We start from the raw sequence: 21,457 nt of genomic DNA on the forward strand, positions 1-21,457 counted from the left end.
TGCGGGGGGTCAGACCGGAGCGCCCGTACGGCTCAGCCGCCGTATCCCATGCGGTGGCTGATGTCGTCGGCCCCGGCGATGAGGACCGGAGCGAGCTCGTGCATGCGCTGCTCGCTGAAACGGTAGGCGGGGCCCGACGCGCTCACGGCGGCGATCACCTCGCCGTCGTGGGAGCGGATGGGCGCCGCGATCGCGTTCAGCCCGATCTCGTATTCCTCGACCGTCACGGCGTACCCCCGCTCGCGGGCCTCGCCGAGCTGCGCCCTCAGCACGTCGGGCGAGGTGACGGTGCCGGAGGTGAAGCTCTCCAGGCCCGCGGTCTCGATCAGCCGGTCGCGGTGCCGTTCGTCCAGGTGGGCGAGCAGCACCTTGCCGCTCGACGTCGCGTGCAGCGGCGTGAGCTGCCCGACCCAGTTGTGGGTGGTGACGGCGGACGGCCCGCGCACCTGGTCGAGGTTGACCGCGTAGTGGGAGCGCACGACGGCCAGGTTGACCGTCTCGCCGATCTCCTCGGCGAGACGGCGGCACACCAGGCGGCTCTGCTGGGTGAGGTCGAGCCTGCCCGCGACGCCCCCGGCGAGGCGGACGATGCCGAAGCTGAGCCGGTATTTGCCGCGGTCCTCCGCCTGCTCGACCAATCCCCTGCTCTCCAGCGCGCCCAGCAGCCGGAATGCCGTCGACTTGTGCACGGCGAGCTCCACGGCGATCTCGCTCACCCCGGCTTCGCGCCGCCGCGAGAGGATCTCCAGGATGCTGATGGCCCGATCGACGGACTGGACGCCGCCGCCGTCGGTTCGAGCGCTGGAGGAGTCTTCGTCCATAGCCGGACTGTAGCGCGCGACCTGGACGCCACGGTCCACCTGTTGCGAATTACGCACCGCATTGCGCAGACCAATATCATCCTGCCCGGGAGGCAGACATGTACGACTTCGTCATCGTCGGCGGCGGATCGGCCGGAAGCGCCTTAGCGAACCGGCTGTCGGCGGATCCGTCCAACCGGGTGCTCGTGCTCGAGGCCGGCAGGCCCGACTACCCCTGGGACGTCTTCATCCACATGCCTGCGGCGCTGACCTTCCCCATCGGCAGCCGCTTCTACGACTGGAAGTACGAATCCGAGCCCGAGCCGTACATGAACGGGCGCAGGATCTACCACGCCCGGGGCAAGGTGCTCGGCGGCTCGAGCAGCATCAACGGGATGATCTTCCAGCGCGGTAACCCCCTGGACTACGAGCGCTGGGGCGCCGACCCCGGCATGGAGACGTGGGACTTCGCGCACTGCCTGCCGTACTTCAAGCGCATGGAGAACTGCCTCGCCGCGGACGCGGACGATCCGATGCGCGGTCACGACGGGCCGCTGGTGCTGGAGCGCGGCCCCGTCGCCAACCCGCTGTTCTCGGCGTTCTTCGGGGCCGTGCAGGAGGCGGGCTATCCGCTGACCGACGACGTGAACGGCTACCGGCAGGAGGGTTTCGCCCGCTTCGACCGGAACCTGCGGCGAGGCCGCCGCCTGTCGGCCGCGCGCGCCTACCTCCACCCCGTGAAGCACCGGCCCAACCTGGAGATCAAGACCCGGGCGTTCGTCACCAAGATCCTGTTCGAGGGCAAGCGGGCGGTCGGCGTCGAGTACAACGGCAAGACGGTCAAGGCCGGCGAGGTCATCCTCTGCGGCGGCTCGATCAACTCCCCCCAGCTTCTGCAGCTGTCCGGCGTCGGCAACGCCTCCGAGCTGAAGGCCCTCGGCGTCGACGTCGTGCAGGACCTGCCCGGCGTCGGCGAGAACCTGCAGGACCATCTGGAGGTCTACATCCAGTACGGCTGCAAGCTGCCCGTCTCGCTGCAGCCCGCCATGAAGCTGAGCCACCGGCCGTGGATCGGCGCCCAGTGGCTGTTCCTGCGCAAGGGGCCGGGGGCGAGCAACCACTTCGAGGCCGGCGGCTTCACCCGGAGCAACGAGGACGTCGACTACCCCAACCTGATGTTCCACTTCCTGCCCGTCGCCGTGCGCTACGACGGCAGCTCACCCGCCGGCGGCCACGGATACCAGGTGCACATCGGGCCCATGTACTCCGACGCCCGCGGCTCGGTGAAGATCAAGAGCACCGATCCGCGCGAGCACCCCGCGCTGCGGTTCAACTATCTGTCCACCGCCCAGGACCGGCGCGAATGGGTCGAGGCCGTACGGGTCGCCCGCGACATCCTCAACCAGCCCGCGATGGATCCGTACAACGCCGGGGAGATCTCGCCCGGGCCCTCGGTGGAGACCGACCAGGAGATCCTCGACTGGGTCGCCAGGGACGCGGAGACCGCGCTGCACCCCTCGTGCACGGCCCGCATGGGCACCGACGACATGTCCGTGATCGACCCGCTGACCATGCGGGTCCACGGCCTGGACGGCCTGCGCGTGGTGGACGCCTCGGCCATGCCGTACGTGACGAACGGCAACATCTACGCCCCGGTGATGATGCTGGCGGAGAAGTCCGCCGACCTGATCCTCGGCAACACTCCCCTGCCCGCCGAACCGGTCGAGTTCTACCGGCACCAGAAGGTCAAGTGACATGAGGGATCTGTACATCGGCGGAACGTGGCGCGACCCGGTCAAGGGCGGCACGCGCCAGATCGTCTCCCCGGCCGACGGCGAGGTCGTGGCGACCGTCTCCGAGGCGACCGCGGCCGACACGGAACTGGCGATCGCGGCGGCCAGGACCGCCTTCGACGAGGGGCCCTGGCCCAGGACCCCCGAGCGGGAACGCGGGGCGCTGCTCCTGCGGGTCGCCGACCTGCTGGAGCGCGACCGCAAGGACATCGCCACGGCCGAGTCCCGTGACACGGGCAAGCGGCTGGTGGAGAGCGAATACGACGTCGACGACGTGGTGAAGTGCTTCCGCTACTTCGGCGGCCTCGCCGGGACCGACGCCGGGCGCGTGATCGACACCGGCCGCGACGACGTGATCAGCCGCGTGGTCTACGAGCCTGTCGGCGTGTGCGGCCTCATCACGCCGTGGAACTATCCGCTGCTGCAGACCTCGTGGAAGGTCGCCCCGGCCCTCGTGACCGGCAACACGTTCGTGCTCAAGCCCAGCGAGCTCACGCCGTCCACGGCGATCATGCTCATGCGGCTGCTGGAGGAGGCCGGGCTGCCGCAGGGCGTGGCCAACCTCGTGCTGGGCGCGGGCCCCTCGGCGGGCGCGCTCCTGGCCGAGCACCGGGACGTCGACATGGTGTCGTTCACCGGCGGGCTCGCGACGGGCCGTTCGATCATGGCGTCCGCCGCCGCAACGGTGAAGAAGGTCGCCCTCGAACTCGGCGGCAAGAACCCCAACATCGTCTTCGCCGACGCCGACTTCGAGGCCGCCGTCGACTTCGCGCTCACCGCCGTCTTCCTCCACTCCGGCCAGGTGTGCTCCGCGGGCGCGCGGCTCCTCGTGGAGGACTCGCTGCACGACGCCTTCGTCGACGAGGTCGTGCGGCGGGCCTCGCGGATCAAGCTGGGCGGGCCGTTCGACGCCGACGCCGAGACCGGGCCTCTGATCTCGGCCGCCCATCTGGCCAAGGTCGAGGCGTACGTCGCCGCCGGGATCGCCGAAGGCGCGGTACTGCGGTGCGGAGGCGAAAGGTTGGCCGGAAAGGGCAACTTCTACCCGCCGACCGTGCTCGACGAATGCCACGCGGGCATGCGGGTGGTGCGTGAGGAGTCGTTCGGGCCGGTGCTGACGGTGGAGCGCTTCAGGGACGAGGACGAGGCCGTCAGGCTGGGCAACGACACCGACTACGGCCTGGCGGGCGCCGTGTGGACCAGGGACGCCGGCAAGGCCCAGCGGGTGGCCGCCCGGCTGCGCCACGGCACTGTGTGGATCAACGACTACCACCCGTACGTGCCGCAGGCCGAGTGGGGCGGGTTCAAGCAGTCCGGCGTCGGGCGTGAGCTGGGCCCTACCGGTTTGAACGAGTACCGCGAGCCCAAGCACATCTGGCAGAACATCACCCCCACCCCCCAACACTGGTTCACCCCCCCTTCCGCGTGACCCCTCCTTCCGCGTGATCCCTCCTTCCGCGTGATCATGCAGAAGTTCGGGATCACGGCCACCGACCTGGCCCAACCCTGTGCGTGATCATGCAGAAGTTCGCGTACGGCCCGCCTGACGTGCCCAAAGCCTTGCCGTGATCATGCAGAAGTTCGTGTACGGCCCCGCCGAACTGCGCGAACTCATTTCGTGATCATGCAGAAGTTCGCTCTAAGGCCCTCTGACCTGCGCAGAACCGAATCGTGATCATGCAGTACGGCACGGCCGGGGACGCCCGAGACGGCCGGTGCCGTACATGACGGATGCCGGCATCGGCGACAACTGCATGATCACGAATCGCGATATCACAGGCAGAGCCGATCCCTTCCGAACTTGTGCATGATCACGCTCGGCATATGTGCAGGTCACAGCGGTTGATCTCGAACTTCTGCATGATCACGGGCAATGTTTGCGCAGGTCGCGCGCCCATCACCGAACTTCTGCATGATCACCACCACGGGGGCCACCTAATGGGGTGGACGTGTTCTTGACAGGCATATGGGGTGAATAGGACGCTGTTGCGGGACGCGCATGACGTTTCGGAATGCGCAACGACGGAGGTGTGTATGGCTGGCCCGCGCGTCGTCATCATCGGAGCCGGAGTCGTCGGGGCGGCCCTCGCCGAAGAGCTCACCGCCAAGGGATGGACGGACATCACGGTCGTCGACCAGGGCCTCGTACCCGCGACGGGCGGATCCTCGTCCCACGCCCCGGGGCTGGTTTTCCAGACGAACTCGTCCAAGACGATGACCCAGATGGCGCGCTACACGGTCGAGAAGCTGAGCGCGCTCGGCTGCTTCCTCCAAGTCGGCGGGCTGGAGGTGGCGACCACCCCCGAACGGCTGGCCGAACTGCACCGCCGCCACGGCTGGGCGACGGCCTGGGGCCTGGACGCCCGCCTGCTGACCCCCGAGGAGTGCATTGAGCGCCACTCGCTCCTGTCGAAGGACCGGGTGCTCGGCGGCCTTTTCGTCCCGACCGACGGCCTGGCCAAGGCGGTCCGCGCGGTGGATGTGCAACTGGAGAAGGCGCGCGAGCGCGGCGCCCGCGTCCTCGACCGGCACGAGGTGCTCGACATCCTGAGCGAGAACGGCCAGGTCACCGGCGTCCTGACCGACCAGGGTGAGGTCCCGGCCGACATCGTGGTCTGCTGCGCCGGCATCTGGGGGCCCAAGGTGGCCCGCATGGCGGGCATGAATCTCCCCCTCACGCCGCTGGCCCACCAGCTCGCCTGGACGGGGCCCGTCAAGGGGCTCGACGAGACGCAGGAGGCCGTGCGCCCGATCCTGCGCCACCAGGACGCCGACCTCTATTACCGGGAACGGTTCGACCGGCTCGGCATCGGCTACTACGGCCACCGCCCGCTGCCGATCACCTCCGACGAGATCCTCCCCTTCGGCGAGGCGGAGGTCATGCCCTCGGTGCTGACCTTCACCGAGGACGACTTCGCCCCCGCCCTGGCCGAGACGCGGTCGCTGCTGCCGGACACCCGGGAGACCGAGGTCGAGGAGGGCATCAACGGGCTGTTCTCCTTCACGACCGACAACATGCCGCTGCTCGGCGAGTCTCCCGAGGTCAAGGGCTTCTGGGTGGCCGAGGCCGTCTGGGTGACGCATTCGGCGGGCGTCGGCAGGGCCATGGCCGAGTGGCTGGCCGACGGCCACTGCTCGTCGTTCGACCTGCACGAGTGCGACGTCAACCGGTTCGAGCCCCACCAGCTCGCCCCTGAATACGTCCTGGCGCGCGACTGCCAGAACTACGTCGAGGTCTACGACATCATCCATCCGCTGGAGCCCCCGGCGAACCTCCGGCCGCTGCGCACCAGCCCCTTCTACACGCGCCAAAGAGAGCTCGGCGCCTACTTCCTCGAGGCGACCGGCTGGGAGCGGCCGCAGTGGTACGAGGCGAACGCCCCCCTCCTCGACGGCAGGGACATTCCACACCCGGGCGACTGGGCGGCCCGCCACTGGTCGCCGGTCGTCGGCGCGGAGGCCCAGGCGACCCGCGAGTCGGTCGCCGTGTACGACATGTCGGCGCTCAAGCGCATCGAGGTCGGCGGGCCGGGAGCGACGGCGTTCCTCCAGCGCCTCTCGACCGGCGACGTCGACAAGTCGGTCGGCTCGGTGACGTACTGCCTGCTGCTCGACGAGGACGGCGGCATCCGCAGCGACGTCACCATCGCCCGGCTGGGCCGCGACCACTACCAGGTGGGCGCCAACGGCAACCTCGACCTCGACTGGTTCCACCGCCACGCCGACCCGGGCGTGGTCGTCCGCGACGTCACGGCGGGCACCTGCTGCATCGGCATCTGGGGCCCCAAGGCCCGTGAGGTCGTGGCGCCGCTCGCCGGCTCCGACTTCGCCGCGGGCGGCTTCCGCTACTTCCGCGGCAAGCGGGCCCACGTCGGCTCCGTGCCGGCCACCGCGCTGCGCCTGTCGTACGTCGGGGAACTCGGCTGGGAGCTGTACACGACCGCCGACATGGGCGCCAAGCTCTGGGACACCCTGTGGGAGGCCGGCCAGGAGCACGGCGTCATCGCAGGTGGCCGGGGCGCCTTCAACAGCCTCCGGCTGGAGAAGGGCTACCGGTCCTTCGGCACCGACATGACCTACGAGCACGACCCCTACGAGGCCGGCCTCGGCTTCGCCGTCAAGCTCGACAAGGGCGACTTCGTCGGCCGCGAGGCCCTGCTCGAACGCCGCCAGGCCGTACGGCGGCGCCTGACCTGCCTGACGATCGACGGCCCGCAGGCCGTGGTCATGGGCAAGGAGCCGGTCTACGACGGCGAGGCCAGCGTCGGGTACGTCACGAGCGCGGCCTACGGCTACACGATCGGCAAGGGCATCGCCTACGCCTGGCTTCCCGCCGAGCTGTCCACCCCCGGCCAGACGGTGCACATCGGATACTTCGACCGCAAGATCGCTGCGGTCGTCGCCGAGGAGCCCCTCTTCGACCCCGCCATGGAACGGCTCCGGGGCTGAGAACACTGGAGGATCCCGCCTTGAACCCACCCGAATCCCTGGCCGATGTTCCGCTCGTCGAGGCCGACCCGGAGGTCGCGGCCGCGATCGGCGCCGAGTTGCACCGCCAGCAGTCCACGCTCGAGATGATCGCCTCGGAGAACTTCGCCCCGGTGTCGGTCATGCGGGCGCAGGGGTCGGTCCTGACCAACAAGTACGCCGAGGGCTACCCGGGCAGGCGCTACTACGGCGGCTGCGAGAACGTCGACGTCATCGAGACGCTGGCGATCGAGCGGGTGAAGGCGCTGTTCGGCGCGGAGGCGGCCAACGTGCAGCCGCACTCGGGCGCGCAGGCGAACGCGGCGGCGATGGCGGCGCTGCTGGAGCCGGGCGACACGATCCTCGGGCTCGACCTGGCGCACGGCGGTCACCTCACCCACGGCATGCGGATCAACTTCTCCGGCCGGCTCTACAAGGTGGTCGCCTACCACGTGCGCGAGAGCGACAACCTCGTCGACATGGACGAGGTGGAGCGCCTGGCCAGGGAGCACCGACCCAAGATGATCATCGCGGGCTGGTCGGCCTATCCCCGCCACCTCGACTTCGCGGCCTTCCGGCGCATCGCCGACGAGGTGGGGGCCTACCTGATGGTCGACATGGCCCACTTCGCCGGGCTGGTCGCGGCGGGCCTGCACCCCTCCCCGGTGCCGCACGCGCACATCGTGACCACGACCACCCACAAGACGCTCGGCGGGCCGCGCGGCGGGGTGATCCTGTCCACCGGCGACCTCGCCAAGAAGATCAACTCCTCGGTCTTCCCCGGCCAGCAGGGCGGCCCGCTCGAACACGTCATCGCCGCCAAGGCCGTGGCCTTCAAGATCGCAGCGAGCGACTGGTTCGCCGACCGGCAGCGGCGCACCCTCGAAGGGGCGCGCATCCTGGCCGACCGCCTGCTGGAGCCGGACACCGCCGCCGCGGGCGTGCGGGTGCTGTCCGGCGGTACGGACGTCCACCTCGTGCTCGTCGACCTCCGGGAGTCCGAACTGGACGGCAGGCAGGCCGAAGACCGGCTGCACGCGGCCGGCATCACCGTCAACCGCAACGCGGTGCCGTTCGACCCGCGGCCTCCGATGGTCACGTCCGGCCTGCGGATCGGTACGCCGGCGCTGGCGACGCGGGGTTTCCAGGCGGCCGACTTCGCGGAGGTCTCCGACGTGATCGCGGCCGCGCTGACCGGCGACGGGAGCGACGCCTCCATCGCCCACCTGCGCGGACGCGTCGAGGCCCTCGCCGCCAAGCACCCGCTCTACGCCGCCGAGAACGGATCATGATGAAGGACGTCCCGGAGCAACCCGACCGGTTGTGGAACAGCCCCGAGCCGAAGAGCTCGTACGACGTGGTGATCGTCGGCGGGGGCGGCCACGGCCTGGCGACGGCCTACTACCTGGCCAAGAACCACGGGATCACTGACGTCGCGGTCCTGGAGCGCGGCTGGCTGGCGGGCGGCAACATGGCCCGCAACACCACGATCATCCGCTCCAACTACCTGTGGGACGAGAGCGCCGGGATCTACGAGCACGCCCTCAAGCTGTGGGAGGGGCTCGAGGACGACCTCGGGTACCCGATCCTGTTCAGCCAGCGCGGCGTGCTCAACCTGGCGCACAGCCTGCAGGACGTGCGGGACAGCGTGCGCCGCGTGCACGCCAACCGCCTCAACGGCGTCGACGCCGAATGGCTGACGCCCGAGCAGGTCAAGGAGATCTGCCCGATCGTCAACGTCTCCCCCGACGTGCGCTATCCGGTGCTGGGCGCGACCTACCAGCCGCGCGCGGGCATCGCCAAGCACGACTACGTGGCCTGGGGCTTCGCCAGGGCCGCGGCGGCGATGGGCGTGCACCTGATCGAGAACTGCGAGGTCACCGGGGTCGAGGTGTCGGGCGGCAGGGTCCAGGCCGTCCAGACGACGAGGGGCCGCATCGCGGCCGGCACGGTCGCCCTGTCGGCCGCCGGCCACTCCTCCGTGGTCGCGGCCACCGCCGGAGTGCGACTGCCCGTGCAGACCCATCCCCTCCAGGCCCTGGTGTCGGAGCTGCTGGAGCCGGTGCACCCGACGGTCGTCATGTCCAACGCCGTGCACGTCTACGTCAGCCAGGCCCACAAGGGAGAGCTGGTCATGGGCGCGGGCATCGACGCATACAACTCCTACCGGCAGCGCGGGGCCTTCCACATCATCGAGCGGCAGATGTCGGCCGCCCTGGAGCTCTTCCCGATCTTCGCGCGGGCGCGGGTGCTGCGCACCTGGGCGGGGATCGTCGACGTCACCCCTGACGCCTCTCCCGTGGTCGGCCTGACCCCGGTCGACGGGCTGCTCGTCAACTGCGGCTGGGGCACCGGCGGATTCAAGGCGACCCCCGGGGTCGGGTGGTGCTACGCCCACACGATCGCGCACGGCGGGCCGCACCCGCTCAACGCCCCCTTCTCGCTCGAACGGTTCACCACGGGCGCGCTCGTCGACGAGCACGGCGCCGCGGCCGTGGCCCACTGACGGGAACACTGAGGGCCCACTCAAGGAGACCGATGCTGCTGATCCCCTGTCCGTGGTGCGGGCCGCGCGACGAGTCGGAGTTCCATTACGGCGGGCAGGCGCACGTCGCCTACCCCGCCGACCCTTCCGCGTTGTCCGACGAGGAATGGGCGCGTTACCTCTTCTTCCGCGACAACCCCAAGGGCCGCTTCGCCGAACGGTGGAACCACACGGCGGGCTGCCGCCGCTGGTTCAACGCCGTGCGCGACACCGCGACCAACGAGATCCAGGCCCGTGAGGTGACCGCGTGACGGCCCGCAGGATTCCCGGATGGCAGGGCGAGCCGCTGCGGTTCCGCTTCGACGGCCACGAGTACGAGGGGCTGCGCGGCGACACCCTCGCCTCCGCGCTGCTCGCGGGCGGCGTGCGCACGGTGGCGCAGAGCCCGTCGCTGGACCGCCCCCGGGGGATCTACGCGGCCTGGACGGAGGAGCCCAACGCCCTGGTGCGGACCGGCGTCGAGCCGATGGTGCAGGCCACCGTCGTCGAACTCGCCGACGGGCTGGACGCGACGAGCCTGACGGGCCGGGGGCGCCTGAGCGACGAGCCCGACACGGGCCGCTACGACGCCGTGCACGCGCACTGTGACGTGCTGGTCGTCGGCGCGGGCCCGGCCGGGCTCGCGGCGGCGACTGCCGCCGCCTCCACCGGCGCGCGGGTGATCGTCGCCGACGACCGGCCGGTCGCGGGCGGCAGCCTCCCCGACACCGCCGAGACCGTCGGCGGACTGCCGGGCGCGCGGTGGGCGGCGGAGACCCTGGCCGCCCTGGAGAGCCGCCCCGACGTGCGGGTGCTCACCCGGACCAGCGTGTTCGGCCACTACGACGACAACTACGTGATGGCCGTCGAGCGCAGGGGCGAGGGGGCCGCGTCGCGCGAGCGGGTGTGGCGCATCCGGGCCAGGCACGTGGTGCTGGCCACCGGAGCCGTCGAGCGGCCCATCGCCTTCGCGGGCAACGACCGGCCGGGTGTGATGCTCGCCGGGTCCGCCCGCGCCTACGCCAACCGCTACGGCGTGCTGCCCGGCAGCCGGGCCGTGGTGTTCACCACCAACGACGGCGCCTACGCCGCCGCCGCGGACCTGTCCGCCGCCGGGGTCGAGATCGCCGCGATCGTCGACGTACGGCAGGCCGGCGGCGCCGCCTGGGACCACGAGGTCGTCCCAGGCGAGGTCATCACAGGGCAGGTCGTGACCGGCGTCGGCGGCGAGCGGGAGGTCGCCTCGGTGATCCTCTCCGGCGGGCGCGAGATCGAGGCCGACCTGCTGCTGGTCTCCGGCGGCTGGAACCCACTGGTCAACCTGTTCAGCCAGGCGGGCGGGGAGCTGCGCTACGACGCGGCCGTCGGATCGTTCGTCCCCGGGCCTGTACGGCAGGCCGTCGAGGTGGCGGGCGCGGCCCGCGGGGTGTTCACGCTCGCCGGTTGCCTGGAAGACGGGGCGCAGGCCGGGGCGCGGGCGGCGCGCGCGGCCGGATTCCACGTCGAGGGATCTCCTCAGACGCCGCGCACGCCCGAGGAGGGCCCGGTCACGCCGGCCGAGCACCTGTGGCTCGTGGAGGCCGCCGACTACGGCACCCACTTCGTGGACCTCCAGCGCGACGTCACGGTCGCCGACGTGATGAAGGCGACCGGGGCGGGCCTGCGCTCGGTCGAGCACGTCAAGCGGTACACCACCGCGGGGACCGCCCACGACCAGGGAAAACTGTCGGGTCTCCTCACCGGCGCGGTCGTCGCCCACGCCCTCGGCGTGCCGATCGAGGAGCTCGGCACCACCACGTTCCGCGCGCCGTACGCACCGATCGCCTTCTCCACACTGGCCGGGCGGGACAGGGGCGCGCTGCACGACCCGGTGCGCACGACCTCTCTGCACGAGTGGCACGCGGCCTACGACGCTCCGTTCGAGAACGTCGGCCAGTGGAAGCGGCCCTGGTACTACCCGCGTGAGGGCGAGGACATGGAGGCCGCCGTCCTGCGCGAGTGCCGTGCCGTACGGGAGGCTGTGGGCGCGATGGACGCCTCCACGCTCGGCAAGATCGACGTGCAGGGCCCGGACGCCGGGGTGTTCCTGGACCGCGTCTACACGAACATGATGAGCACCCTCAAGGTCGGGGCGATCCGCTACGGCGTGATGTGCCGGGCCGACGGCATGGTCTTCGACGACGGCACGGTCATCCGGGTGGCCGAGGACCGGTTCCTGGTGACCACGACCACGGGCAACGCGGCGGCGGTGCTCGACTGGATGGAGGAGTGGCTGCAGACCGAGTGGCCGGAGCTGCGGGTCTTCTGCACCTCGGTCACCGAGCACTGGGCGACGGTCGCCCTCGCCGGGCCGCGTTCTCGCGAGGTGCTCGCCGGCCTCGCCCCGGATCTCGCGGTGGACGCGGCGAGCTTCCCCTTCATGACATGGCGCGACGCCGAGGTGGCCGGGCTCGCCGCCCGCGTATGCCGGATCAGCTTCTCCGGCGAGCTCGCCTACGAGATCAACGTGAACGCGTGGGACGGCCTGGCTCTCTGGGAGGCGGTCATGGCCACCGGGGTGGTCACACCGTACGGGACCGAGACCATGCACGTGCTGCGCGCCGAGAAGGGCTACCCGATCGTCGGCCAGGACACCGACGGCACGGTCACCCCGGCCGACCTCGGCATGGACTGGGTGGTGTCGAAGAAGAAGGCCGACTTCATCGGCAGGCGGTCGCATCTCCGGGCCGACACGAGCAGGCCCGACCGTAAGCACCTGGTGGGCCTGTTGCCGCAGGACGGGGCCCGGCTACTGCCGGAGGGCGCCCACCTGGTGGAGACGCCGACGCTGCCCGAGCCGCCGGTGCCCACGCTCGGCCACGTGACCTCCAGCTACCGCAGCGCCGCCCTGGGCAGCACCTTCGCGCTCGCCCTGGTCAGCGGCGGGCGGGACAGGATCGGCGAGGTGCTGTACGTCCCGCTGGGCGACGAGCGGGTGCCCGTCACCGTCACGAGTCACGTCCTCTACGACCCCGAGGGAGCCCGACGCGATGGCTGAGCGACTGAGCCCGCTGGCCCGGTTCACGCCGGTGACGACCGACGACCTGCGGATCGCCGAGGTGCCCTTCCTCACGCAGGTCAACCTGCGGGTCGACCCCAAGAGCGGGGCGGCGGCCGACATCGGGCTCGCCCTTGGGGCGCCGCTGCCGACCGGGCCGGGCACCTATGCGAGCGCGACAGGCTACGACGTGCTGTGGCTGGGCCCCGACGAGTGGCTGGTCGTCGGGGCGCAGGGCCACGACGTCGAAGGCGTGATCAGGGCGGCGGCCGGGGACGCGCACGTCGGCGTCACCGACGTGTCGGCTCAGCGTACGGTCGTCGCCGTGGACGGCCGCCGCTCGCGCGACCTGCTGGCGCACGGCTGCGCGCTCGATCTGCATCCCCGGGTCTTCGGCCCGGGGCGCTGCGCGCAGACCATGCTCGCCCGCGCCCAGGTGGTGCTGACCGCCCGGGAGAGCGACGAGTTCCGCGTGTTCGTGCGCTCCTCGTTCGCGGGATACCTCGCCGCCTGGCTGCTCGACGCGGCCGTCGAGTACCTCCCGGATGGGCCGGTCACATCTCGGTGAGCGTGTTGCGGAGCGACCGCATGACGTCGGAGCGCCAGCCCTTGCCCATGTTCGTGAACGCGAACTCCTGAGCCGGGTCGCCGAGGTCGAAGCCCGCGTGCTCGACGAACAGCCGGGTGCCCTGGCCCTCGGCGACCAGCCTCCAGGTGACCGTGGTGTCGAGCGCTCCGCCGCCCCAGCTGATGCGCAGCAGCCGCTCCTGGTCGATCTCCAGCACCTCGCAGCCGACGACGCCGTCGAAGCCGACCTCCGGGATCGGCCGGGTGGTGAAGGTGAACCGGTGCCCGACGACGGGCTTGAAGTCGTTCGGCATCAGCCATCGAGCAAGCAGATCCGGATCGGTCAGCGCACGCCACACCTTCGCGGGCGGGTGCGGCAGGAACTCGTCGACCTCGATCGACTCACGGTCGGGTGCCATGGTCACTGTCATCCTCCTCGTCCAGCAGCTCACGCAGGCCGGCGAGCCTGTCCCGCCAGAACCTCTCGTACGGCGTGAGCCAGCGCGACACTTCCATCAGTGGTTCCGCCTCCAGCCGGTAAAGCCTCTGCCTGCCGCTGCGCTGCTCGCTCACCAGCCCTGCCTCCCGCAGCACCTTCAGGTGCTCCGAGACGCTCGGGCGGCTCATCGCGAAGTGGGAGGCCAGGTCGTTCACCGACCGCGGCCCGCCCAGCAGGAGCGCCGTCAGCTCTCGGCGCACCGGACTGGCGAGCGCGGCGAACACGTCGGTCTCCGCCGTCATGTGCCCACGTCCTGTGTCATGGGGCCAAATATACGTAGGGAATATCCTACGTGTCAATCGTAGGCAATCTCCTACGCGTCATCGGCAGCCCCCGGTCGAGTCTCCCGCCTGAACTCGGCATGATGGAGACATGGAACGGCGGGAACTCGACCTGCGCGTCGCGGAGGAGCTGTGGTTGTTCCTCCCGCCCAGCCTGCGGCGCGCCGAACTGCGCCTCCCCTACGACGGCACGTCGTCGCTCGGGCACGTGGTCGAGTCGGCCGGCGTCCCGCTCCCGGAGATCGGTTCGCTGCTCGCCTGCGGCAGGCCGGTCACGCCGTCGTACTGCCCGGACCCGGCCGACGTCGTCGACGTCCTCGGAATGCCGCGTCCGCAGCGGGTTCCGGCTCCCCTGTTCGTCCTCGACGTCCACCTCGGCACACTCGCCCGGCGGTTGCGCCTGGTCGGCGTCGACACCGCCTACCGGAACGACCTTGACGACGACGCGCTGATCAGGCAGGCGAACGACGAATCGAGGGTGCTGCTCACCAAGGACCGCCGGCTGCTGTGCCGCAGGGGCCTGTGGCTCGGCGCCTACGTCCGCGGCTCCCGACCGGACGATCAGCTCGGCGACGTGCTCGCTCGTTTCGCTCCGCCGCTCGCCCCCTGGACGAGGTGCACGGCGTGCAACGGCCACCTGTCGCCCGTCGGCAAGGCCGAGATCGAACATGCCCTGCCGCCGGGGACCAGGCGCAGCTACGACGCATTCGCCCGCTGCCTCGCCTGCGGCCACGTCTACTGGCGCGGAGCGCACGGGAACCGCCTGAAGGCGATCGTGGACAGGGCGTCACGCATCGTCTCCCTCGACCGGGCCGGCTGAGCCGTACCGCGGACTGTTTGCTGGTCATTCGTCGGGGAACGCGAACAACGTGCAGTACTGAGGGGAGGGTCCGATGGTGCTCGTCGATCGGGAATGCGTCCGGCGGCTCCTCGAGTCGGCCGACCCGAATGTCGCCCTGGTGTTCAAGCGAGGCAGTTGCGTGATCCTGCCCATCGACCAGATCGAGGACAGGTGCAGGACGATGGTGATCGTCCGCCGGGCGGACATCCCGGACATACGCGCGGGCCGGCCGGTGACCGAGGAGCGGATCGAGTCTCTGGCGTGGTGCTTCGACAACATGGCCCGTGACCTCGGCGACTGAATCGGCTGATCTCACTGTTTCGGTGGAGCGATGGAGGCGCCCCGGCCTGCCCCTCTGGCGGGCCGGGGAGATCAGCGCTCCAGCTACGCGATACGGGTGCGGATCTGCCGGATCGCCAGGTAGAGCAGCACGGCGGCCAGGGCCGTGAACAGGCCGGCCTCGATGAACTGGATCGGCCAGAAGTTGCCACCCGGCTGGTAGAGCTGGAAGTTGTAGGCGCCGGGGCCGAAGGCCGCGCACGGTCCATTCGGATTGCCGGCCACGGCGGGGGCGCACTGGATCTGCTGGTTGGCCGCCACCACCTTGCCCGACGCGTCCTTGATCCCGACCGAGTAGATCCAGTCCCCGAGGGTCGAATTGGGCCGGATCTGGCCGATCACGGGGTAGGTGCGCTCGCTGATCGGCAGGAAATGCGCCCTCACTCCGAGGAGCAGGACGAAGCGCAGCGCCAGGAATCCGATGAGCGCCGCCGCCATGGCCGGCAGCACCCGTCGCCATACCGTGCCGGCGAAGATTCCGAGCGCCACCGCGTAGAGCGTGTACGCCACGGGCGCGACGCCCTGCACGTCGAAGTTGAGTTCGGCCAGGCGCCCCTGCCCTGCCTGGCTGAGCGGTTCGAGCCACCAGGAGAGCAGCAGCGCGTAGCAGACGGAGACGATCAGCGTGCCGGCGAGGACAAGCCCGAATTTGACCAGCGCCCAGCGCAGCCGGCTCACTCCCTGGGTCCAGACCAGCCGGTGGGTGCCCTGCTCCAGTTCGCGGGCGACCAGCGGGGCTCCCCAGAACAGCCCCACCAGCAGCGGGAGGAAGACGGACAGCATGCCGAGGGTGGCCATCGTGCCGTATTGGTTGGTGAACACGCTCGACAGCGAGTCGCAGTCGGCGCCGGGCTTCAGGAACTCCGCGGTGCCGAGCTTGCGCAGGCATTCGGCGAGACCGCTGTCGGTGAAGGTGTGGTGCATGGAGATCCCGGTCGGGACCAGCAGGGCGGCGAGCACCGCGAGCCCTACCACGGCGAACAGCCCCTGCTTGCGGTGTTGCCGCCAGGCCAGCCAGATCATTGCGCGACTCCTAATATGGCGCGGCCGGGGGCCGGGTACGCGAGGTAGGCCAGGACGAGGTCTTCCAAGGTGACGTCGTGCACCGACCAAGCCGGATCGAGGATCGGCCCGTCGGTGCGGACCAGCAACGTGGTCTGCTTGTCGGTGTGGCTCTCCCGGACGATCTCGGACACGCCGGCGATGCTCGCTCGTTCCCGGCGCGGACCGACCAGCGTCTTGTGCTCGCTCACCAACTCGTCCACGCCGCCGAGCAGTTGCACATGCGCGGCCTGCAGCACGATCAGGTAGTCGCAGACCCGTTCCAGGTCGCCGAGCAGGTGGGAGGAGAGCAACACGGTGGTCTCGCCATCCGCCACGCTGCCCATCAGCACCTGCATGAACTCGCGGCGGGCCAGCGGGTCCAGGCTCGCCACCGGTTCGTCGAGCAGGAGCAACTCGGGCCGCTTGGCGAGGGCCAGCGCCAGGGCGACCTGAGCGCGCTGGCCGCCTGACAACTCGCCGGTCCGGCGGTCCAGCGGGATGCCGAGCCGCTCCACCCGCTCCCGGGCCAGCGAGGTGTCCCAGCGGCGGTTGAGCTTCGCGCCCATGGTGATCAGCTCGGTAGCGGTGAAGTCCGGGTAGAGCGGAGTGTCCTGGGCGACGAAGCCGATGCGGTCCATCAGGTCGCGGTTGCCGCCGGGGCTTTGACCCAGCACCCGCAGGGTGCCCTCGGTCGGGCGCAGCAGTCCGACGGCCATGTTCAGCAGGGTGGACTTGCCCGCGCCGTTGGGGCCGACAAGGGCGGCGATCCGCCCGGCGGGCAGATGCAGCGAGCAGTCTCGCAGCGCCCAGTTCCGCCGGTACCGCTTGCCGAGGCCGTGGGCCTCCAAGGCCATGCTCACGCTATTTCCTCCCTCGTCTCGTCGTTTCGAAAGGTGGCGCGCATCGTGGTCTGGATCAGCGCGACCACGTCCTCCTCTTCCAGACCCGCCTTATGGGCCCTACGCAGCCAGGCGACCAGTTCGCGGCGCAGCTCGGCCTGACCGGCCAGCGTGGGACCCGCCAGGGTGCGCCGGACGAATGTGCCCACGCCCGGCCGCCCCTCGACCAGCCCTTCCGCCTCCAGGTGGCGGTAGGCCTTCAACACCGTGTTGGGGTTGATCGCCAGCGACTCGGCCACGTCGCGCACTTTGGGCAGCTGGTCTCCGGGCTCGATCAACCCGGTCCGCAGGCCTTGTTTGACCTGCTGAACGAGCTGCATGTACGGCGCCGCCTGGGAGTAGCCGTCGAGTAGGAACTCGATCACAGGGAAAACCTCCCTTCTATTGTCCTATGACAATAGGACAATAGAACAGCCCGGAGCCTGCGCCCGTCAAGGGATGGCCTCACGGACGCAGGCGTGAGCCGCGAAACATCAGCCGGAGGAGTCGTACGGCATGCGGTGCTGGAGGCGGAAGAGCCAGATCAGCGACGGCACCACGAGCAGCGCGCCCACCAAGGCCACGACCAGCACCGTCGTGGTGACCTCGGGCCGCGCGGCCGCCGCGGAGACGGTCAGCCGGGGCGGCAACATCAGCGGATATTGGGCGACCGGCCATCCCCACATGACGGCGGCGACGGCGAGCACGGCGGCGCCCCGCACGAGCAGGTAGCGGCGCAGCCAGAGCAGCGCGATCGAGGCCACCCCGAGTACGGCACTGGCCACGACGAGCGGAAACGCCCGCCCGGTCAGGCCGGAGAACAGTCTCGGGGCGTCCAAGTGGAGCACCGCGATTCCGGCGAGCGCGACGACGCCGACGGCCACGGCCGCGACCAGGGCCTTGCGGCGGAACGCTTCTGCCAGCTCCGCCCGCCCGGCCCGCACGGCGTCGTCGCACAGGAAGGCGGCGGCCAGATAGGCGCAGACGCCGACGGCGAGCACGCCGCCGAGCAGCGAGGTCGGGTTGACCCAGCCGGTCACCAGGTCACCCGCGGCCAGGCCCGGCGGCACGCGACCCGAGGCGATGCCACCCGCGACGACGCCGAGGAAGAAGGGCGTGAAGACCGACGACAGGGCGAACGCCCCGCCGAACAGGCGCTGCTGCCACAGCTCGGTGCTGGCCTTGCGGAAGGCGAAGGCGGCTCCGCGGGCGATGACGCCGAGCGCGGCGAGCGTCAGCGGAATGTAGAGGGTCGACATCACCGAGGCGAACACCACGGGGAAGCCGGTCCACAGCAGCACGAGCACGAAGATCAGCCAGACGTGGTTGGCCTCCCAGACCGGACCGATCGCATGCTCGATGAGCCGCCGCTGCGGCATGCCCGTACGGCTGCGCCCGGCGAGCAGGTCGAGGACGCCGGCGCCGAAGTCGGCCCCGCCCAGCAGCGCGTAGGCGGTGAGCGCGACCCACATCACCGCCAGCAGAGCCTGCGCGCTGTCCATCAGCAGTCGTCCATCACGTCGCCGGCGCTTCCTGCGGCGCCACCCGGCCCGTCCGGGAGATGTGCCGCAGCACGTAGAGGGTGGAGATCGTGAGCACCACGTAGACGGCCGACACGACGGCCAGGCTGACCCACAGGCCGGGCGCGGGGTTGACCGCCTGGAAGGTGCGCATCCTGCCGTACACGATCCACGGCTGCCTGCCCACCTCCGTCACGATCCAGCCCATCTCGACCGCGATCACGGCGAGCACGCCGGAGATCGCCGCGAGGCGCAGGAACCACGGCGAGGAGGGCATGTCGCGCCTGCGCCACCAGCTCAGGGCGAGCCACGCGCCCAGCAGCAGCAACAGCACGCCGATCCCCACCATCGTGTCGAACGCCAGATGCACGGGCGCGACCGGCGGCCGGTCGGCGGGAGCCGTACGGTCGAGCCCCTGGACGACGGTGCCGGGGTTGAAGCCGACCAGCAGCGACAGCCCGCTGGGGATCTCCAGCGCGTAGTGGATCTCGTCGCCGATCACCAGCCCGCCGATGTGCAGGGGCGCGTTCGGCCCGGTCGGGAACACCGCCTCGGCGGCGGCGAGCTTGGTGGGCTGGTAGCCGGCGAGGAAGCGGGCCGCGTAGTCGCCCGCGACGATCTGCACGGGAGCGAGGACGGCAGCGAGCGTGAACGGAACCAGGAAACCGAGCCGGTGGTAGCGGTCGCGGCGCCCGCGCAGCAGCGCCGCCGCGTACACCCCGGCGGTCACGAACCCGGACACCATGAAGGCGGCGATGACCATGTGCACGACCTGGGGAGCCGTCGCCGGGTTGAACATCGCCTGCCAGGGGGCCACCCGGGTGATGCGCCCGTGGTCGAGGTCGAAGCCGCGCGGCTGGTTCATCCACGCGTTGGCCGACACGACGAACACCGCCGAGGCCACGCCCGCCACCATCACGGGAACGCCGCTGAGCAGGTGGACGCGCGGCGGCAGCCGGTCCCAGGCGTAGAGGTAGACGCCGAGGAAGATCGCTTCGAGGAAGAACGCGATGCCCTCCAGGGCGAACGGCAGCCCGATCACCTCGCCGTAGACGCCCATCAGTCCGGGCCACAGCAGGCCCATCTCGAAGCTCAGGATGGTGCCGGAGACCGCGCCCACCGCGAACAGCACACCCACCGCGGTGGCCCACCGCCGGGCCAGGCGCAGGTAGTCCGGATCGCCGGTGCGCAGTCCCCGCCATTCGGCGAAAAGCAGCAGCGCGGGCATGCCGACGCCCAAACAGGCCAGGATGATGTGCCAGCCCAGGGACAGCGCCATCTGGGTCCGCGCCGCCACCAGGTCACCCGGGCTCGCCGGACCCGCCAGGACGGCGAACATCATCATGGCCCGTCCGTGCCCCCGCCGCCCCATCGCACAAACCGGGCGGCGGGCATGGAGGCGAGGTGTTTACCCGAAGCGGAACGGATCACGGGGAACAGTCCTGATGCGTGCGGGAACACACCCATCCATGACGCGCAACCTGGTGAACGGCGCCGTCGGCGGTGCGCTCGCGACCGCCGTCTACAGCGCCGTGCTGATGGCGGGAGACCGGGCCGGCCTGGTGGGCGACCCCAGTCGGGAGGTCGCGCCGAGGTGGTTCACGCGGATCACGCCGGCCGGCCGTACGAGCCGATCGGGCGAGAGCGTGCTGACCACGATCGGCCAGTTCCTGTACGGCAGCGCCGCGGGCGCCGCCCTCGGCATGCTCGGCGGCGGCAGGCGCGTCCCCCTCGTGATGGGCGCGGCCTACGGCCTTGCCGTCTGGTACGCGGGTCGCCGGCGCTTGGTGCCGCGCATGGGCGGCCTGCCCGCCTCATACCGCGAGGTCCCCGGCCGCCAGGCCCTCCTCGCGCTGGGCCACATGATGTACGGAGCGTCGCTGGCGATCTCCATGAACCGCCTCAGGCCCGACAAGGCCGCCCTGGGCCCCGTCATGCCCGCGGAGGGGTACGACCCGAGGTCGAAGTTCCTGACGCCGCGGCAACAGGTGCCGTAGCTCGTCTGCGGCCGATGCCGAAGCATTCGTAGAGTTTCCATCCTCCTGCAGGTACTCCATGGTCACGGTCAGCAGGCTATGAGCATCGGCCCAGTTGAGATGGGAGCGTCATGCAAGCAAAGGAGGGGCGCGAGGCGCGCTATCCGATGGGGCCCAGGCTGTGGCTCAAGAGCTCCAAGTCACTGATGAAGCACACGACTTCACCGTCGGCCGAGCGCCCTATCCAGGTCGGGTACGCCCCATCCCCCATCCCGCAGTCGAACAAGATGACGTTCAGCCCGGACTCGGCATCGGTGACCTCGGCCCAGCCGTCCCGCATCACGTCGTCGCGGACGCCTTCCCACTCGTCACGAGCGTCGTCTTGGAACCGGCGCAGCAGAGGCAGAGCTGTCACATCCAGGAAGCGCCCTTGCCCGCTGTCGACGCCAAATCCGAAGAACTCCCCTTCGCCGAGTTTCGACGGGTCCTGTCCAGGACGCAGCGCCATCTCCCAGGAAACCGCCGGTTCTTCCCTGATCACGACCTTGGCGGCGGCCCCCCTCAGCCCGACACCTCGTTCATCGAAGCCGACCAATGACAGCACCATCCGGTATCGCCCGGCCGGGATCTCCTCAGTGAACGCCTCCACGTCATGTCCGGAGTCCGGAACCCACCAGTCGTTGTCCCGTACGACCAGTCGGCCGGTGGCCAGGTTCACCGCACCCACGTCCGCCACGAAGATGTCGACCGGGTCCCGGTTCGGCCAGCCGTACCTCATCCCTGGCCGGAACATCAACTCGCAGTTGGGTGGGGGCAGGGTCATGGAAGGCCTCTCCATAGAGCGACATAGATCCCACATCCTGTGAGACCTGGTGATCAACTGGCAAGGCT

General features: G+C 70.4%; 20 protein-coding genes. 11 read left to right on the forward strand and 9 right to left on the reverse strand.

Translation table 11 applies throughout. The features are described from left to right. Nucleotides 1-32: 32 nt before the first annotated feature. Nucleotides 33-821: an IclR family transcriptional regulator gene (locus Pth03_RS26180; protein WP_203947046.1), complete on the reverse strand. Its 789-nt coding sequence runs from the start codon at nucleotides 819-821 to the stop codon at nucleotides 33-35. Nucleotides 822-919: 98 nt separating this feature from the next. Here Pth03_RS26180 and betA point away from each other — a divergent pair, with 98 nt between their 5' ends. From betA to Pth03_RS26220, 8 genes are all read left to right on the forward strand, one after another. Further along, nucleotides 920-2,554, forward strand: a complete 1,635-nt coding sequence (betA, locus tag Pth03_RS26185) for a choline dehydrogenase (RefSeq protein WP_203947047.1) — start codon at nucleotides 920-922, stop codon at nucleotides 2,552-2,554. Nucleotide 2,555: 1 nt separating this feature from the next. Beyond that, complete coding sequence (locus tag Pth03_RS26190; RefSeq protein ID WP_203947048.1) at nucleotides 2,556-4,022, forward strand: aldehyde dehydrogenase family protein; 1,467 nt, start codon at nucleotides 2,556-2,558, stop codon at nucleotides 4,020-4,022. A gap of 605 nt (nucleotides 4,023-4,627) precedes the next feature. Beyond that, a complete protein-coding gene (locus Pth03_RS26195; protein ID WP_203947049.1) occupies nucleotides 4,628-7,042 on the forward strand; it encodes a GcvT family protein in 2,415 nt (804 codons plus the stop codon). 20 nt (nucleotides 7,043-7,062) lie between these two features. After that, nucleotides 7,063-8,352 (forward strand): serine hydroxymethyltransferase, encoded by a 1,290-nt coding sequence (gene glyA / locus Pth03_RS26200; RefSeq protein ID WP_203947050.1) that lies wholly within the window; start codon nucleotides 7,063-7,065, stop codon nucleotides 8,350-8,352. Continuing rightward, entirely contained in the window at nucleotides 8,349-9,566 is a 1,218-nt protein-coding gene (locus tag Pth03_RS26205; protein WP_203947051.1) for a sarcosine oxidase subunit beta family protein, read from the forward strand. The genes glyA and Pth03_RS26205 overlap by 4 nt, the downstream gene beginning before the upstream one ends. 32 nt (nucleotides 9,567-9,598) lie before the next feature. Continuing rightward, on the forward strand, nucleotides 9,599-9,856 hold the full coding sequence (locus Pth03_RS26210) for a sarcosine oxidase subunit delta (RefSeq protein WP_203947052.1): 258 nt from the start codon (nucleotides 9,599-9,601) through the stop codon (nucleotides 9,854-9,856). Continuing rightward, nucleotides 9,853-12,621, forward strand: coding sequence for a 2Fe-2S iron-sulfur cluster-binding protein (locus Pth03_RS26215; RefSeq protein WP_239119371.1), 2,769 nt, complete (start codon nucleotides 9,853-9,855; stop codon nucleotides 12,619-12,621). The genes Pth03_RS26210 and Pth03_RS26215 overlap by 4 nt, the downstream gene beginning before the upstream one ends. Beyond that, on the forward strand, nucleotides 12,614-13,189 hold the full coding sequence (locus tag Pth03_RS26220) for a sarcosine oxidase subunit gamma (RefSeq protein ID WP_203947053.1): 576 nt from the start codon (nucleotides 12,614-12,616) through the stop codon (nucleotides 13,187-13,189). The genes Pth03_RS26215 and Pth03_RS26220 overlap by 8 nt, the downstream gene beginning before the upstream one ends. Here Pth03_RS26220 and Pth03_RS26225 read toward each other — a convergent pair. After that, a complete protein-coding gene (locus Pth03_RS26225) occupies nucleotides 13,176-13,607 on the reverse strand; it encodes an SRPBCC family protein (RefSeq protein ID WP_203947054.1) in 432 nt (143 codons plus the stop codon). The genes Pth03_RS26220 and Pth03_RS26225 overlap by 14 nt on opposite strands. Then, nucleotides 13,591-13,929 carry an ArsR/SmtB family transcription factor gene (locus Pth03_RS26230; RefSeq protein WP_203947055.1) on the reverse strand — a complete coding sequence of 113 codons (339 nt, stop codon included), beginning with the start codon at nucleotides 13,927-13,929 and terminating at the stop codon, nucleotides 13,591-13,593. Before Pth03_RS26230 ends, Pth03_RS26225 begins: the two co-directional genes overlap by 17 nt. 130 nt (nucleotides 13,930-14,059) lie before the next feature. Between Pth03_RS26230 and Pth03_RS26235 the strand changes: the two genes are divergently transcribed. Further along, nucleotides 14,060-14,788: a Mut7-C RNAse domain-containing protein gene (locus Pth03_RS26235; RefSeq protein ID WP_203947056.1), complete on the forward strand. Its 729-nt coding sequence runs from the start codon at nucleotides 14,060-14,062 to the stop codon at nucleotides 14,786-14,788. A gap of 73 nt (nucleotides 14,789-14,861) precedes the next feature. Then, entirely contained in the window at nucleotides 14,862-15,110 is a 249-nt protein-coding gene (locus tag Pth03_RS26240) for a hypothetical protein (RefSeq protein WP_203947057.1), read from the forward strand. Nucleotides 15,111-15,193: 83 nt separating this feature from the next. Here the strand turns inward: Pth03_RS26240 and Pth03_RS26245 are convergent, their stop codons facing one another. The 5 genes from Pth03_RS26245 to Pth03_RS26265 all read right to left on the reverse strand — a co-directional run bounded on the left by Pth03_RS26245 (nucleotide 15,194) and on the right by Pth03_RS26265 (nucleotide 19,935). Next, the gene (locus Pth03_RS26245; RefSeq protein WP_203947058.1) at nucleotides 15,194-16,171 is read right to left on the reverse strand and encodes an ABC transporter permease; all 978 of its coding nucleotides are present in this window, start codon (nucleotides 16,169-16,171) and stop codon (nucleotides 15,194-15,196) included. Next, entirely contained in the window at nucleotides 16,168-17,046 is an 879-nt protein-coding gene (locus tag Pth03_RS26250; protein WP_308442380.1) for an ABC transporter ATP-binding protein, read from the reverse strand. Before Pth03_RS26250 ends, Pth03_RS26245 begins: the two co-directional genes overlap by 4 nt. 2 nt (nucleotides 17,047-17,048) lie before the next feature. Then, nucleotides 17,049-17,456, reverse strand: coding sequence for a GntR family transcriptional regulator (locus tag Pth03_RS26255; protein WP_203947060.1), 408 nt, complete (start codon nucleotides 17,454-17,456; stop codon nucleotides 17,049-17,051). A gap of 108 nt (nucleotides 17,457-17,564) precedes the next feature. Beyond that, nucleotides 17,565-18,572: a cytochrome d ubiquinol oxidase subunit II gene (locus tag Pth03_RS26260; protein ID WP_203947061.1), complete on the reverse strand. Its 1,008-nt coding sequence runs from the start codon at nucleotides 18,570-18,572 to the stop codon at nucleotides 17,565-17,567. 13 nt (nucleotides 18,573-18,585) lie between these two features. Continuing rightward, entirely contained in the window at nucleotides 18,586-19,935 is a 1,350-nt protein-coding gene (locus Pth03_RS26265; RefSeq protein WP_239119372.1) for a cytochrome ubiquinol oxidase subunit I, read from the reverse strand. Nucleotides 19,936-20,059: 124 nt separating this feature from the next. Between Pth03_RS26265 and Pth03_RS26270 the strand changes: the two genes are divergently transcribed. Further along, nucleotides 20,060-20,587: a hypothetical protein gene (locus tag Pth03_RS26270; RefSeq protein ID WP_203947063.1), complete on the forward strand. Its 528-nt coding sequence runs from the start codon at nucleotides 20,060-20,062 to the stop codon at nucleotides 20,585-20,587. A 139-nt stretch (nucleotides 20,588-20,726) separates the two neighbouring features. On the opposite strand, the gene Pth03_RS26275 is transcribed toward Pth03_RS26270, so the two are convergent. Beyond that, nucleotides 20,727-21,457, reverse strand: a 731-nt coding sequence (locus tag Pth03_RS26275; RefSeq protein WP_203947064.1) for a DUF4241 domain-containing protein, incomplete at its 5' end; no start/stop codon positions are given.

The organism is Planotetraspora thailandica (assembly GCF_016863335.1).
GTDB classification, from domain to species: domain Bacteria; phylum Actinomycetota; class Actinomycetes; order Streptosporangiales; family Streptosporangiaceae; genus Planotetraspora; species Planotetraspora thailandica.